Here is a 15,854-nt window from a genome sequence, read left to right as displayed (position 1 = left end):
TTGGTATGTAGAATGAGGAGGCAGAATTTTTTATGAAACCGGATGAGACATTAGAGATGCTAAAGGATTTAACAGATGCACGTGGAATTCCGGGCAATGAGCGTGAAGCACGTGACGTTATGACGAAGCACATCAAGCCCTATGCAGATAAAATCGATCATGACGGACTAGGTTCATTGATCGCTAGCAAAGATGGTGATGTAAACGGACCGAAGATCATGATCGCGGGACATTTGGATGAAGTAGGCTTTATGTTGACGCGAATCGATGACAAAGGCTTCATTTACTTTCAGACAGTAGGTGGCTGGTGGTCACAAGTTATGCTGGCACAACGCGTGTCTATCGTAACACGTTCAGGCGAGACGATTACTGGAGTGATTGGTTCAAAGCCGCCACATATTCTGCCGCCTGAAGCTCGCAAGAAACCTGTCGATATTAAAGACATGTTCATTGATGTAGGTGCAGAGTCAAAAGAAGAAGTCCTATCATGGGGCGTTCTCCCAGGAGATATGATCGTACCGTATTTCGAATTTACTGTGATGAAAAATGAAAATTATTTGCTTGCGAAAGCATGGGATAATCGGATCGGCTGTGCCATTGCTATTGAAGTGATGAAGCAGTTGAAAGAGGAAAAGCACCCGAACCGTTTGTTTAGTGTAGGAGCTATTCAAGAAGAAGTTGGTTTGCGTGGAGCGAAAACGGCGACGAATAAAATCCAGCCAGATATCGGATTCGCAGTGGACGTAGGAATTGCAGGCGACACACCGGGGGTTACAGCAAAAGAATCTGTCGGTACAATGGGCGACGGTCCACAGATCTTGTTGTATGACGCTTCGATGGTATCTCATAGGGGATTACGCAATTTTGTCGTGGATACAGCGGAAGAACTCAATATTCCGTATCAATTCGCGACCATGTCCGGTGGCGGAACAGATGGTGGATCAATCCACGTAAGCGGAACAGGAATCCCTACATTGGCGATCTGTATTCCAACACGCTACATTCACAGTCATGCGGCAATGCTTCATCGTCAAGACTTTGAAAACACCGTTAAATTATTAGTGGAAATTATTAAGCGTTTGGACGCAGAGACAGTGAAAAATATTACATTTGAATAAACTATACGATGACTCAGCGATGCTTAAAACGCATCGCTGTTTTTTAATGCAATAATATGAAAAGTTATAAAAATTCATTTGACTTCATAAATATACATATGTATACTAGTTTATACATACTTCAAATGGATGGTAGGGGATCAGCAAATGGTAAAGACAAATCAAACAACTACAAGTATAGACAAAGATAGCTTAAAAGGACGCGACTTTTTAACTCTTCTTGATTATTCAAGTGAGGAGATCGCATATCTCGTGCAATTGGCATATGACATGAAACAAGATGCATTGGCTGGTAAGAAGCCCGACATCTTAGCGGGTAAGACACTGGGCATGATTTTTGAGAAGAACTCCACTCGTACACGTATTTCATTCGAAGTGGGCATGATCCAATTGGGCGGACATGGTCTATTTATGAATGCGCGGGATTTACAGATCGGACGTGGAGAGTCTGTTTCCGATACAGGAAAAGTATTATCTGAGTTTTTGGATGGTGTCATGATCCGTGCGAAATCTCACAAAATGGTGGAAGAGTTGGCGGAACATACTTCAGTACCAATCATTAACGGATTAACTGATCTATTTCACCCGTGCCAAGCGATGGCAGATTTACTTACAATCAAAGAAGTAAAAGGCGATTTGAAAGGCTTAAAACTCTCTTATATCGGAGATGGAAACAATGTTGCGCATTCATTAGTTATTGCTGGTGCGCATATGGGCATGCATGTGTCTGTAGCGACACCTAAAGGCTATGAATACCACTCAGGTTTGTTTGAAAAAGCGAAGAAAATTGCTGAGTCTAATGGTGGAAGCGTGACGTCGACGTACGATCCGATTGAGTCCTCCACAGACGCAGATGCAATTTATACGGATGTCTGGACCAGTATGGGGCAGGAAGAAGAAGCAGCGAAGCGTCTAGTCGAATTCAAAGACTTCCAAATCAATGATCAGTTGGTCAGTCACGCGAAAAAAGATTATGTATTCTTACATTGTTTGCCAGCGCACCGTGAAGAAGAAGTTTCGACTTCTGTAATTGACGGTAATAACTCGTATGTATTCCAGCAAGCAGGAAATCGTCTGCATGCACAAAAAGCCATCTTGGCATCTCTATTATAATCAATCGATTAACTGCTTTCCTTTTTATATGGAAAGCAGTTTTTTTATGTTCTGTGATCCTAGCATTTGATATACTAAATGGAATCTAAAGTAGGGGAGGAAAATCGTTGATTACCTATTTACTTGTGTTTCTTGCAGGTGCAACTCCGGGATTTGAAGTATTGGTAGCAGTTCCTTTGGGGATTCTACGAGGCATGTCCCTGGCTACTGCTATTGCAGTTGGTTTTGCAGGAAACGCTTTAACTATAGTATTGGAAATTTTAATTTTTCATCGATTGAAAAAGTGGTGGGAAAGCAAAAAGAAAACGGCTGTAACGTCATCGAAGCGTACGGCACGTGCAGAGAAAATCTGGAAACGCTATGGCATACCAGGTCTAGCATTGCTTGGTCCAGTTCTGATCGGCTCCCATCTAGCAGCATTCCTAGCACTTGCTCTAGGTTCGTCCAAATCACAGACTACTATCTGGTTGCTGTTAAGTCTTGCTATTTGGTCCATTGTATTCGGCACACTAACCGTTCTTGGTGTAGATGCATTCTTTTGGACACGCCAAAAAATAGGTTAAGCAATATATTGCGAATTTGTGTAGACAGAATAGTCAGACAACGTATATACTATATTCAGAAAGTAACGTTAGTAAGTATTCATAGAGTTATTTGTTTGCGCATAGAGTACACCCTGAGAATCATTCCATCTGCGCATTGATTTCATTGAAATGAATAGTACATGCTCTGGAACATGCACGACGGATTGATAATTTCACTTCTAACGAAAGAGGAGCGGATGGGTATGATGCAAACACCATTGATTTTATCTACATTTATCACACGGGCAGAGCGGTTTTTTCCAAATAAGATGGTCATTTCAAGAACAGGAGAACAGCGGATACAGCGTTTTACGTATCGTGAATGGGCAAAGAGAACACGTAAACTATCGAATGCACTGACACAGTTAGGAATGGAGCATGGCACGAAAGTAGGAACGTTCGCTTGGAATCATCACCGACATTTAGAAGCTTATTTCGCGGTGCCTTGTACGGGTGCGATTCTTCATATGATCAACATTCGATTATCGCCTGAACATATTGTGTATATTATTAATCACGCAGAAGACGAAATCTTGCTAGTGGATGCAGAGTTTTTCCCCCATCTTGAAAAAATGGCACCGATGTTGAAGACGGTAAAACATTTTGTGGTCATGGGCGACAGTAAAGATATCCCTGAAACTACATTGGAAAATGTACATTCCTATGAAGCGCTGTTAGAAAGTGCATCGGATGAGTACGACTATCCACAAGATTTGGATGAAAATACACCAGCCGGCCTGTGCTACACATCAGCTACGACAGGATTGCCTAAAGGCGTTATGTATACGCATCGAGGATTAGTTTTGCAAAGTTATGCACTTGGATTATCCGATGCTATGGGGGTGTGTGAACGGGATATTGCCATGTCTGTTGTACCGATGTTTCACGTCAACGCATGGGGGATTCCTTTCGCTGGGGTTTTCTATGGAACGACACAAGTTTTGCCGGGACCAGGATTTAATCCGAAAGTGCTACTCGATTTAATTGAAAGTGAAAAAGTAACAATTACTGCGGGCGTTCCAACGATTTGGCTCGCTGTCCTGAAAGAGTTGGAGCAAAATCCACGAGACATCTCTTCGTTGCGTGGTATTGTCTGTGGTGGCTCCGCTTCGCCAAAAGGCTTGATTCGGGCATTTGAGGAGAAATACAAAGTGCCATTCATTATCGGCTACGGCATGACGGAAACCTCGCCACTCGTCAGTTTATCGGTGCTAACTTCTTCTATGGAAAATTTGACGACAGATGAAAGAATCGATATTCGTGCGCTGCAAGGGTTGGTTATGCCGGGACTTGATATTCGTGTCGTCAATGAAAATGGAGAAGTGCCGTGGGACGGCGAGACGATGGGTGAGTTGACTGTCAGAGGTCCATGGATTGCGAGTGAATATTATAAAGACGAGCGTACAGAAGAAGCGTTTAAAGATGGTTGGTTGTATACAGGAGATATTGCAGTGATGACAGAAGACGGCTATCTAAAGTTAACGGATCGTACGAAAGATCTGATCAAAAGTGGTGGTGAGTGGATTTCTTCTGTTGATTTGGAGAACGCGTTGATGTCGCATGATGATGTCTATGAGGCAGCAGTGATTGCAGTTCCGCATGAAAAGTGGATAGAGCGTCCGCTAGCTTGTGTGGTATTGAATGAGAATGTGGCAGAGGATGACGCAAAGGTACAGGAGTTGAAGGATTCGCTCAAAGTGCAATTTGCGAGTTGGTGGATTCCGGATGAGATTTTGTTTGTCAAAGAGATTCCTAAGACGTCTGTCGGGAAGTTTTTGAAAGCTGCTTTGCGTGATCAGTTGAAGGATCATTATACGCAGAAGTAAAAGACACGCGAGTGCACCGTTTCCCTGCGTTCCACTAACATTTTTTCTGAGAAGTGCGATGATAAGAAAATATAGTTCAAAAGATAAACCCTTCACACTTTAATCCATGTGAAGGGTTTAACTTTTCTTTGCTGATCTTTTATTGTGCTTGTGCGAATGCTTCGGATAGTTCGTTGGTGATTTCCGCTTTTTCTTTTTCATCCGAACGCTTCCATAATTGCTCGAAAAACACACCTAACCCTGGTAATAGGTGTTCTTCTCCTCGTTGTATGGCATCGTCGATCACGCTTCGTACGTCAGTGGAGCTATTGTTTGTCATGTTTGCTGAGATTGCGTCGCGAATCTGGAAATTCATTTGTGTCAGCCTCCTTTTGTAGTATCTTTTCCACAACAGTCGCTAAATATACGTTGGTTTGGTACACTGAAAAGAAAAAAAGGATGTTCAGCCTCTTGAATAAACGAATCGAATCAACTCAGAACGCGTTAGTGAAACATTGGAAGAAATTAGTTACCACTCGAAAAGAGCGAGATCAGACAAAAGAGTTCGTTGTGGAAGGATTCCACCTTGTTGAAGAAGCACTTAAACAGCCAAGTTTAGTCATTCAGTTACTTGTGCGTGAAGACATCGAAATTCCGACACATTGGACTGCGCCGATTATTGAACTGACAGCTGCAGTTGCTAAGGAAATTTCTGAAACAGAACAAACACAAGGTGTTTTTGCGTATTGCAGACAGCCTCAATACGATGAAGCAGATCAGCATCAATGGGAGAAAGTGTTGCTAATTGATGCTGTACAGGATCCAGGAAATATCGGTACGATGATACGCACGGCAGACGCGGCAGGTCTTGATGCAGTAATTTTAGGTAAGGGATGTGCAGATCCATTCAACCCGAAAACGGTTCGCTCTGCGCAAGGTTCTCATTTCCATATTCCTGTCGTACGTGAAGAGTTGACTGTTTGGATAGATCGATTAAAGACCCATCATGTTCCAATCGTCGGCACAGGTTTACAGCAAGCCATTTCACTTAACGAATTAGAAGCACACTCTTCATTCGCGCTACTTGTAGGAAATGAAGGAAGTGGTGTCGATGATGAACTACTGGCGCAAGCTGATCATGTAGTGAAAATCCCGTTATACGGTCAAGCTGAATCGCTGAATGTGGCAGTTGCGACTGGAATAGTACTTTACACACTACGTCAGCCATGACATCACTATTGAAGGCGTAAACGATTTACGGTATACTAGAAGGCGAATCAAAGAAAATAGCAATGACCGGGAAGAGTAAATGGTAAGACACGTGATCAGGGATTTCACACCTCGACTGAAAGTGTGGAAAACGATGCGCCATTGAAGTTCACCCCGCGAGCTGCACGCTTGGACCAGACATGTAAAGGCGTGCCGGCATAGGACCGTTATTCCAATTTAAGTGATTTTGCATCGTCTTTTTTGATGCAAACTAATCAGGGTGGTACCGCGAAATCGACCTCGTCCCTTTTATAGGGGCGAGTTTTTTTGTTTTCGGGAAGTTTAGTGATGTAGCCGCCAAATAGAGAGAGGAGCAAGTACACATGAAGGAACAGTTGCATGAACTGAAAGAACAAGTAATGTTGAAAATCAATGAATCCCATACTGTCAAAGAATTAAACGATGTACGTGTAGCGTATCTTGGGAAAAAAGGTCCGATTACGGACCTGTTAAAGGGGATGGGTAAATTACCTGCTGAAGAACGTCCGAAGATGGGGGCGCTCGTCAATGAAATCCGAGAAAGTGTAACAGCAATTCTTGAGGAACGTAAAGAGATTCTCGAACAGCAAGCGATCCAAGAACAACTGGAAAATGAATCGATTGATGTTACGTTACCAGGGCGTCCAATAACACTTGGTAATCATCATCCATTAACACGTGTAGTAGAGGAAATCGAAGACTTTTTCATCAGCATGGGGTATGAAATCGCTGAAGGACCCGAAGTAGAAAAAGATTATTACAACTTCGAAGCACTGAATTTGCCAAAAGGTCACCCGGCTCGTGATATGCAAGATTCCTTCTATATTACAGAGGATATTTTATTGCGCACACATACGTCTCCTGTCCAAGCACGTACGATGGAAGCAAAAAAGGGTGCTGCGATCAAAATCATTTGTCCTGGTAAAGTATACCGACGAGATTCGGATGATGCGACGCATTCTCATCAATTCACACAGATCGAAGGACTGGTTGTGGGCGAAAATATCCGCATGAGCGACTTGAAAGGCACACTTGATTTACTAGCGAAGAAATTATTCGGTGCTGAGCGTGAAATTCGTTTGCGTCCAAGCTTCTTCCCATTCACTGAGCCTTCAGTTGAAATGGATATTTCTTGTTTTAAGTGTGGCGGATCAGGTTGTAACGTGTGTAAGAAAACTGGCTGGATTGAAATTTTAGGAGCGGGTATGGTCCATCCAAACGTTTTGGAAATGGCTGGCTACAACCCAGAAGAAGTTACAGGATTTGCATTCGGCATGGGGCCGGAAAGAATTGCGATGTTAAAATACGGAGTGGAAGATATTCGTCATTTCTATACAAATGACATTCGGTTTATTTCACAATTCCACCGGTCAGAGGCATAAGGAGGAATATGGATGTTAGTATCAACAAATTGGTTAAGTAATTACGTAGACTGGAATGAACTATCCATAGAAGAACTGGCAGAAAAAATCACTCGTGCTGGTATTGAAGTAGATGGCATCATGGATCGTTCATTCGGTATGGACAATATTGTAATTGGACATGTGAATAGCTGTGTGAAACACCCTGAAGCGGATAAATTACATATTTGTCAAGTCGATGTAGGTGGAGAGATTTCGCAAATTATTTGTGGAGCTCCGAATATCGCAGAAGGACAAAATGTGATTGTTGCACGACCAGGGGCTGTCTTGCCTGGTGGAATGAAAATTAAGAAAGCGAAACTTCGTGGCGAAGAATCTAACGGCATGATCTGTTCGCTGCAAGAACTCGGTATTGAAGGGAAATTGGTTCCAAAAGCGTATGCAGAGGGAATCTATGTGTTGCCAAGTGACGTGTGTGCTGGAGATAGTGCATTGACGCATCTTGGGTTGTACGATCGTATTTTAGAATTCGATTTAACGCCAAACCGTTCGGATGCACTGAGTATGTTGGGTGTTGCGTATGAAGTAGGAGCGATTTTATCGAAAGATATTAAGCTGCCTGAAATTTCGTATACAGAGTCTGCAGAAAAAGCGCAAGACGTTTTGAAGCTTACTGTAGAAGCAACTGAAGATAATCCCATGTACGTTGCAAAAGTAGTGAAGAACGTCAAAGTGGCGGAATCACCTCAGTGGTTGCAAAACACGTTAATGTCAGCGGGTATCCGACCGCATAATAACGTGGTCGATATCACGAACTATGTATTGATGGAATATGGACAGCCTCTTCACGCATTTGACTATGACCGTCTCGAAACGAAAGAGATTGTCGTGCGTCATGCTCGTGAAGGCGAAAAAATGGTGACGCTTGATCAAGTAGAACGTACATTAAATGGACAACAACTAGTCATAACGAATGGCAAAGAGCCAGTTGCACTTGCGGGTGTCATGGGCGGCGCTAATTCAGAAGTGTATGAAGGTACTTCAACTGTTGTGATCGAGTCAGCTTATTTTGCACCAGGTTCTGTTCGACAAACATCTAAAGAAGTGGGATTACGCAGTGATGCTAGCACACGCTTTGAAAAAGGTGTGGATCCGAATCGCGTAGCAGAAGCAGCAGAGCGAGCAGCACAATTGATGGCTGAACTGGCAGGTGGAGAAGTACTTGAGGGGTCGGTTACGTTCGACGAACTTGACAAAACACCTGAGAGAATCATTCTTTCACCAGACTACGTAAATAATCGTCTAGGTATGAAGATTGCTATGGATGAAATGAAATCCATTATGGACCGTTTGCAAATCCCGACGGAATTAATCAATGGCCAACTCGTGATGGATATCCCGACGCGACGTCAAGACTTGAAAATCAAAGAAGATATGATTGAAGAAATTGCACGTCTATACGGCTATGATGAAATCCCAAAAACATTGCCCATCGTAGAAAGTACACCAGGTGGGTTGACTCCATATCAGACAAAGCGTCGCATTGTCCGCAGATACCTTGAAGCCGCAGGTCTATCGCAAGCTTTAACGTATTCATTGGCTTCACCAAAAGATGCGCAAGCTTTCGCATTGGAGACAGCTCCTGTAACAAAATTGCTTATGCCGATGAGTGAAGAGCGCAGTATTCTTCGACAAAGCATCATTCCACACCTTCTCGACGCTGCAACGTATAACGTAGCTCGCCGCAATGATTCAATTGCACTTTACGAAACAGGATCAGTTTTCCTCGGTATCGAAGAAGACGGTTTACCGAAAGAAGTAGAACATGTTGCAGCCGTATTGACTGGTAAATGGGTTCATCATGCATGGCAAGGCGAAACGAAAAAAGTGGATTTCTTCGTTATGAAAGGAATTGTAGAAGGATTATTTGAGCAGTTAGGTTTGCTCGAACGACTACAATTCACAAAAGCGACGGTGGAGCAAATGCATCCAGGTCGTACAGCTACAATATGGCTAGATGATCAGTCAGTAGGGATCATCGGTCAAGTACATCCAACTGTGCAAAATCATCGTGACCTGCAAGAAACGTATGTCATGGAAATGAACTTGCAGTCTATTATGCAAACTGCGACGGAAGAGCTGTTGTATGAAGCGGTTCCACGCTATCCTTCCATCTCTCGTGATATTGCTCTAGTTGTCGATCGAGACACATCTGCTGCAGACTTGGAGAAAATTATCGAGCAAGCAGGCGGAAAATTACTGAAGAAAGTTCAGTTGTTTGATTTATATGAAGGGAAGAACGTGGAAGAAGGAACAAAATCCGTTGCGTTCTCTCTAACATACTTCGATCCTGAGCGTACGTTGACAGATGAAGATGTCGTCAAAGCGCACAGTAAAGTATTGGACGCGTTAACTGTACAAGCAAACGCACAGCTTCGCTCCTAATAAATAAACAGGCTACCTGTCAGTTTTCTGACGGGTGGCCTGCTTTATTTTAGTGCCATCTTCTTATTTTTTATAGGCGAGTTTCAATGCCTTTTGTGTATTGGCGAAATGTACTTTCGTAATAGAGTGTAGAAATGGCTCTCCCTTTTTACGGATAACTTGACAAGCTACTTGATCAACTTTAGGACCGGCACCTTTAGGTAATGTGACACCAGCTTGACTACTTAGTTGATCCATTGCTTCAAGGAATGCAACCCGCGCGAGTATAGAGGCTGTCGCTACCGATACATGAAGGTTTTCAGCTTTTGTTGAAAAAAGAACTTTGTCTTGAATGATACTAGATTCATCCTTTAAGTAATTATAGTAAACACGCCGCTCCGCAAACTGGTCAATGAGAATATATTCCGGTAAAACAGGACGCATCTGATCGAGTACTTCCTGAAGGGCTTGGTTATGAAGAATAGCTTTGATTTTGCCTTGCGACCATCCTTTACCTTGGATTTCATTATATTTGACGTTATCAAGCGTCAACATGGAGTAGGTGACAACTTGTTTCAAATCCTCAGCGATTTGCTGCATATACGCATCTGTAAGTTGTTTGGAATCTTTTACTCCTAGTTCTTTCACCAATTCAATCTGCTCACTACTAACAAAACAAGCAGCTACAGTGATAGGACCGAAGAAATCTCCAGTACCTGTCTCATCTGAGCCAAGTACAGATAACGATGCGAAGTTTGCGGGTAACGTATCTCCTTTTGCTCCAGAAGGTGTTACTTTTGCTACAGTTCCTATGTTTCCCCAGCGTGCGGCTTCTCTGTCAGCGCCTGCTCCTTGAAACAATACTTTACCTGACCGGTAAGCAGTGATAGATGTATCAGCAGTTTTGGCTGCGAAAACGACACCTGGGGCATTACGGATGACTTTATTTGTTTCATAGAAGCGAATTACTTCCGGCATTTCTTTTTCAGATAGAACGATGACTTGATTACTCACTTTTTTACCCACTCCTCGAAATGATCTAGTACTCAGTATACCTGAAACTAGAATTTCTACCGAAAAAATAATGTCTGAAATTCGAATCTCATGTCAATATGAGGCGTAATTGATTCACAAGTAATTGATTTTCATGGTATGATTATAAAAGGGTTTTTAAGAGGGAGGGCGTAAAAATGGCGGACAAAAAAAGAGCAAGAGTGACAGTTGATATCTACGGACAAACATATACGGTTGTTGGTACGGAACCATCTGCACATGTACGTTATGTAGCCTCGCTCGTTGATGAAAAAATGCGCGAAATTAGTAAGCATAATCGACACCTCGACAGCAAGAGGATTGCTGTTCTGACAGCGGTAAATAGTGTCCACGAATTTCTGAAACTACAAGACAGAGTAAAAGAATTAGAAGAAGAAGTGAAAAACATGAAGGGTTGAGGGGCGAAATATGATAGATTTACTCATTATTTTACTGCTTGTAGGCGGCCTGATTGCAGGCTTTAGACGCGGATTCATCGTACAGCTCATCCATATGTTAGGATTGATTGTATCGGTAATCGTGGCGTATAAATTCTACAAGCCATTTGCAGAAAAATTAATACTATGGATACCTTATCCAGGGGCGACTGCAGCAGATTCACTGAGCTGGACGTTCGAAAACTTGGATTTGGATATGACGTTTTACCGGTTGATCGCATTTATTTTGATTTTTGTCGGAATGAAGTTAGTTTTGCAATTAGTAGGTTCCATGCTAGACTTTATCAAGCATATTCCGATCCTTGGTTTTGGCGCACGTCTGATTGGCGCTGGACTAGGATTTATTGAATTCTATGTCATCATCTTTTTCGTTTTATCTTTACTTGCGATGCTTCCTGTTGAAGTCATCCAAAACTCATTAGGTCATTCATTGCTGGCGAAAGCGATGTTCGAACATACGCCAATTATTTCCTCGGCAATAAAGAATTGGTGGTTCGTTTATATAGGCTAACGCTTGTAAATAATGTACTGTACATATGAACTAAAAGCTTCCCGAACGCGTGGAAGCTTTTTTAACAGAGTGGGGAGGATACTGACGTGAATAAAAAGACGATAATCCGTACGTTTGAAAAAATTGCCTTATACATGGAACTACTTGGAGAAAATCATTTCAAGGTAGCTGCATTTAGAAAAGCCGCTTCGACTTTAGAATTGGACACGAGAAGTCTTGCGGAGATGGATGATATCTTGTCATTGAAGGGAATCGGCAAAGGGACCGGTGCGGTCATTGTGGATTTGATGGAGAAAGGAACTTCAGATGTCTTGACGGAGCTTGAAGAGAAAGTTCCGAAAGGATTGATTCCTCTCTTGAATATCCCTGGACTTGGCGGAAAGAAAATAGCCAAACTACGAGAAGCGTTAAATATTGATTCGATTGAATCACTTCAAGCGGCTTGCGAACGACAAGAGGTAAGCAAAATTCCTGGATTCGGTAAAAAGACAGAAGAAAATTTATTGCGTGAAATTGAAATACTTGCAAATCGTTCCGGTAAGACACCGATTTGGCAAGTGACTAAAGTCGTTGAGATCGTGCAAGCTGAATTAGAGTTGATCGATGAGATTCAAAAGTATCAAGTAGCAGGGAGTTATCGCAGGCGAGAAGAAGAAAGTTCAGATGTAGACTGGATTCTCGTAACTGAAGAACCGCAAATCGTCCGGGAAAAAATATTGGCTGCTTTACCGATCGAAAAAGTGATTGCAGCAGGGGACGCTAAACTGTCGATTTCACTTGATACAGAAAACCCTATCGATGCAGATTTCCGTTTTGTCACGGAAGACCAATTCGCAACAGCACTTCATCACTTTACTGGCTCAGCCGCACATAATATACGGATGCGTCAGTTGGCTAAAAATCGCAAACAGAAAATTAGTGAATACGGTGTGGAAGACGAAACAGGACATGTGCAGACATTTTCTAGTGAAACGGAATTCTTTGCACACTTTGATTTGCCGTTTATTCCTCCAAGTATTCGTAAGGACGGAACGGAGCTTGATCGAGCAGAAGAAATCTCTACACTTGTCACGCCTGAATTGATTCGTTCCGACTTGCATATGCATACCACTTGGTCAGATGGCGGTCATTCCATTGAAGAAATGGTAGAAGCCTGTCGTGCAAAAGGTTATTCACATTTGGTCATCACCGATCATTCGCATTATTTAAAAGTAGCAAATGGTTTAACACCTGAGCGTTTATTGAAGCAAATAGAAGAAATTCGTGCAGTGAACGCGAAGTACGATGATATTGAGGTGTTCTGCGGAACGGAGATGGACATTCTGCCAGATGGGAAGTTAGATTTTGAAGATGAGATTCTAGAGCAACTTGACTTTGTCATTGCGTCCATTCACTCTAGTTTCAATCAACCACAAGAGCAAATTATGGAGCGTCTGCATGCCGCGTGTAAAAATCCGCACGTACACATGATTGCCCACCCGACAGGTCGTATTATTGGTCAACGTGAAGGGTATAATCCGGATATCGAGCAGCTCATCAAGTGGGCGAGCGAATACGGCAAAATACTAGAAGTGAACGCCAGTCCATATCGTTTGGATTTACGCACAGAACACATCATGCAAGCAATAGAAGCTGGTGTCAATATTGCAATCAATACAGATGCGCATGCGACTGAACAGCTTGATATTATGCCGATTGGCGTAGAATACGCACAAAAAGCTTGGCTTGCTGCTGAACAAGTAGTCAATACATGGCCGCTTGAGACATTTATTGAGAAAGTGATCCGTAGATGAAAGGGAGTGTAAGACATTGGAAAAGCGTGTCTTAAAAACACTTGAATTTGATAAAATCATTCAACAAGTAGCGGCACAATGTACGTCCATTGCGGGCCGTGCACATATAGAGCAGTTAGTACCTTCAACAAACCTCGAAGATGTCAATCGGTTACTTGAGGAAACAGATGAAGGATTAGCACTTTTACGAATCCGCGGGAATGTCCCAATGGGTGGAATCCATGATATTCGATCCCATGCTAAACGAGCGCAAATTGGCGGCATGTTAAGCGCAATGGAATTAGTGGAAATTGCTGACACAATCCGGGCCAGTAGAATTCTTCGTCAGTTTTTAGAAGCGGTTACAGCTGAAGACGAGATTACTATTCCTCATTTAATCGCACGTAAGGAAGCGATGCCGATTCTGACGGCAATCGAACATGAAGTCAATGCAGCGATCGATGACAATGGTCGAGTGATGGATAGTGCTTCATCCGCGTTACGTTCGATCCGTCAAAGTTTACGTATCCAAGAAAGTCGTGTGCGTGAACGTCTTGAAAGTTATACGAGAGGGAAAAATGCATCGAAAATGTTGTCTGATGCAATCGTCACAATGCGAAATGATCGTTATTGTATTCCCGTTAAAGCAGAATATCGTTCACACTATGGCGGTGTAATTCACGATATGTCATCCTCTGGCCAGACGTTATTCATCGAACCGGATGCAGTCGTACAAGCGAATAACGAAATTCGTGAACTAAAAGTCAAAGAGCAGGAAGAAATCGAAAAGATTTTGCTTGCCTTATCTGCAAGTATTCAAGAAATCGCCCATGAGCTATTTACATTGGTGCAGCTATTGGCAGAAGTAGATGTCATTTTAGCAAAAGCTAAGTATGGTACTGCAAATAAATGTACAAAACCAGCAGTTAACGCAGATGGCTATATGCGGCTTTCTAAAGCGCGTCACCCGCTCCTACCGATTAATGAAGCGGTAGCGAATACGATTGAATTTGGCGCCGATGTCACAACCATTGTGATCACAGGTCCAAATACAGGTGGTAAAACAGTTACACTAAAAACAGTTGGCCTTTGCACGTTGATGGCACAAGCAGGTCTACCTATTCCAGTACTTGATGGCTCTGAAGTCGCCGTCTTTGATTCGATTTATGCAGATATCGGTGATGAGCAATCAATCGAACAGAGCTTGAGTACGTTTTCATCTCATATGGTCAACATTGTGAATATATTGAAGAAGTTCGATGAACGTTCTCTATTATTATTCGATGAATTAGGTTCAGGGACAGATCCTCAAGAAGGTGCTGCTCTTGCCATATCCATTTTGGATGAAGTGCACGGCACTGGCGCACGTGTGATGGCGACCACTCACTATCCCGAATTAAAAGCGTATAGCTTTAACCGAACAGGTGTAGCCAATGCGAGTGTTGAATTTGACATTGACACATTGAGCCCGACTTATCGTTTACTGATCGGTGTACCAGGACGAAGTAACGCGTTTGAAATTTCCAAACGACTAGGTTTACAAAGTCATGTAATCGATCGCGCAAAGAGTTTCACAGGAGAAAATCGCGGAGAAGTAGATTCCATGATTGCCTCTCTTGAAACGAGTCGTGTACAATCCGAAAAAGATGCTGAACGTACACATGACGTACTTTTGGAAACTGAGAAGCTGAAGAAAGAATTGCACGATAAATTACAAGAATTCGAAGAGCAAAAAGACCGCTTAACGGAAGCGGCCAAAGAGAGAGCGAAAAAAATCGTAGATCAGGCTAGAACAGAATCCGAAGCGGTTATTTCAGACTTACGTGCTCTACGAATGAATGCAGGTGCCAGCGTGAAGGAGCATGAGTTAATCGAAGCTCGAAAGCGTTTGGAAGGCGCTGCACCTGAAGAAAAGAAAAAGAAAGCCATTAAAGCTCAAGCAGGACCTCGTCCGTTACAACAAGGAGACGAAGTGAAAGTACTTGCCTATGGACAAAAAGGAACTCTTGTTGAAAAAGTATCAGACAAAGAGTGGGTCGTTCAAATTGGTATTTTGAAGATGAAATTACCGGAATCGGGATTGCAATATACGAAACCTGAAAAAGAAAAGAAACAAACCACAGTTTCAGCAGTAAGAGGGCGTTCGGGGCATGTTAAAATGGAGCTTGATTTACGTGGTGAACGATATGAAGATGCCCTAGCGCGAACCGAGAAGTATATTGATGACGCGTTACTGTCTAACTACCATCAAGTGAACATTATTCACGGTAAAGGAACGGGTGCACTTCGACAAGGTGTTCAACAATATTTGAAAAAACATTCACGCGTTAAATCCTATCGCTTTGGTGAAGCGGGCGAAGGTGGAAGTGGCGTGACTGTAGTAGAATTAAAATAAATGAAACCTTTCAGCTGCTTGGGCCGTATGACA

Annotated in this window: 13 protein-coding genes and 1 other annotated feature; of the genes, 11 read left to right on the top strand and 2 right to left on the bottom strand. The window is 42.7% G+C overall.

Translation table 11 applies throughout. The features are described from left to right. Positions 1 to 32: 32 nt before the first annotated feature. The 4 genes from SporoP17a_RS02770 (at position 33) to SporoP17a_RS02755 (ending at position 4,641) form a co-directional block, all read left to right on the top strand. Positions 33 to 1,118 (top strand): M42 family metallopeptidase, encoded by a 1,086-nt coding sequence (locus SporoP17a_RS02770; RefSeq protein WP_083032123.1) that lies wholly within the window; start codon positions 33 to 35, stop codon positions 1,116 to 1,118. Positions 1,119 to 1,265: 147 nt separating this feature from the next. Next, positions 1,266 to 2,231 (top strand): ornithine carbamoyltransferase, encoded by a 966-nt coding sequence (gene argF, locus SporoP17a_RS02765; protein WP_083032120.1) that lies wholly within the window; start codon positions 1,266 to 1,268, stop codon positions 2,229 to 2,231. Between the two features lie 107 nt (positions 2,232 to 2,338). Continuing rightward, positions 2,339 to 2,794, top strand: coding sequence for a small multi-drug export protein (locus SporoP17a_RS02760; protein WP_083032118.1), 456 nt, complete (start codon positions 2,339 to 2,341; stop codon positions 2,792 to 2,794). 224 nt (positions 2,795 to 3,018) lie between these two features. Beyond that, positions 3,019 to 4,641, top strand: a complete 1,623-nt coding sequence (locus SporoP17a_RS02755) for a long-chain fatty acid--CoA ligase (protein ID WP_083035855.1) — start codon at positions 3,019 to 3,021, stop codon at positions 4,639 to 4,641. 139 nt (positions 4,642 to 4,780) lie between these two features. On the opposite strand, the gene sspI is transcribed toward SporoP17a_RS02755, so the two are convergent. Continuing rightward, a complete protein-coding gene (gene sspI, locus SporoP17a_RS02750; RefSeq protein ID WP_029052945.1) occupies positions 4,781 to 4,996 on the bottom strand; it encodes a small acid-soluble spore protein SspI in 216 nt (71 codons plus the stop codon). Positions 4,997 to 5,079: 83 nt separating this feature from the next. Between sspI and SporoP17a_RS02745 the strand changes: the two genes are divergently transcribed. The 3 genes from SporoP17a_RS02745 to pheT all read left to right on the top strand — a co-directional run bounded on the left by SporoP17a_RS02745 (position 5,080) and on the right by pheT (position 9,674). Next, a complete protein-coding gene (locus tag SporoP17a_RS02745) occupies positions 5,080 to 5,850 on the top strand; it encodes a TrmH family RNA methyltransferase (RefSeq protein WP_083032115.1) in 771 nt (256 codons plus the stop codon). Positions 5,851 to 5,903: 53 nt separating this feature from the next. Beyond that, positions 5,904 to 6,140, top strand: a binding site (T-box leader). A 72-nt stretch (positions 6,141 to 6,212) separates the two neighbouring features. Next, positions 6,213 to 7,250, top strand: a complete 1,038-nt coding sequence (pheS, locus tag SporoP17a_RS02740) for a phenylalanine--tRNA ligase subunit alpha (RefSeq protein WP_083032112.1) — start codon at positions 6,213 to 6,215, stop codon at positions 7,248 to 7,250. Positions 7,251 to 7,262: 12 nt separating this feature from the next. Further along, a complete protein-coding gene (pheT, locus tag SporoP17a_RS02735; protein WP_083032109.1) occupies positions 7,263 to 9,674 on the top strand; it encodes a phenylalanine--tRNA ligase subunit beta in 2,412 nt (803 codons plus the stop codon). 63 nt (positions 9,675 to 9,737) lie between these two features. On the opposite strand, the gene rnhC is transcribed toward pheT, so the two are convergent. Continuing rightward, positions 9,738 to 10,667 carry a ribonuclease HIII gene (gene rnhC, locus SporoP17a_RS02730; protein ID WP_083032106.1) on the bottom strand — a complete coding sequence of 310 codons (930 nt, stop codon included), beginning with the start codon at positions 10,665 to 10,667 and terminating at the stop codon, positions 9,738 to 9,740. 176 nt (positions 10,668 to 10,843) lie between these two features. Between rnhC and zapA the strand changes: the two genes are divergently transcribed. The 4 genes from zapA (at position 10,844) to SporoP17a_RS02710 (ending at position 15,821) form a co-directional block, all read left to right on the top strand. Next, positions 10,844 to 11,104, top strand: coding sequence for a cell division protein ZapA (zapA, locus tag SporoP17a_RS02725; protein WP_083032103.1), 261 nt, complete (start codon positions 10,844 to 10,846; stop codon positions 11,102 to 11,104). A 10-nt stretch (positions 11,105 to 11,114) separates the two neighbouring features. Beyond that, positions 11,115 to 11,654, top strand: a complete 540-nt coding sequence (locus SporoP17a_RS02720) for a CvpA family protein (protein ID WP_083032100.1) — start codon at positions 11,115 to 11,117, stop codon at positions 11,652 to 11,654. Between the two features lie 86 nt (positions 11,655 to 11,740). After that, entirely contained in the window at positions 11,741 to 13,447 is a 1,707-nt protein-coding gene (polX, locus tag SporoP17a_RS02715; protein WP_083032097.1) for a DNA polymerase/3'-5' exonuclease PolX, read from the top strand. 16 nt (positions 13,448 to 13,463) lie between these two features. After that, positions 13,464 to 15,821 carry an endonuclease MutS2 gene (locus SporoP17a_RS02710; RefSeq protein WP_083032094.1) on the top strand — a complete coding sequence of 786 codons (2,358 nt, stop codon included), beginning with the start codon at positions 13,464 to 13,466 and terminating at the stop codon, positions 15,819 to 15,821. The last annotated feature ends 33 nt before the right edge of the window (positions 15,822 to 15,854 follow it).

This window comes from Sporosarcina ureae (genome assembly GCF_002082015.1).
In the GTDB taxonomy this organism is placed as follows: domain Bacteria; phylum Bacillota; class Bacilli; order Bacillales_A; family Planococcaceae; genus Sporosarcina; species Sporosarcina ureae_A.
This window is presented reverse-complemented; position numbering and strand designations above follow the sequence as displayed.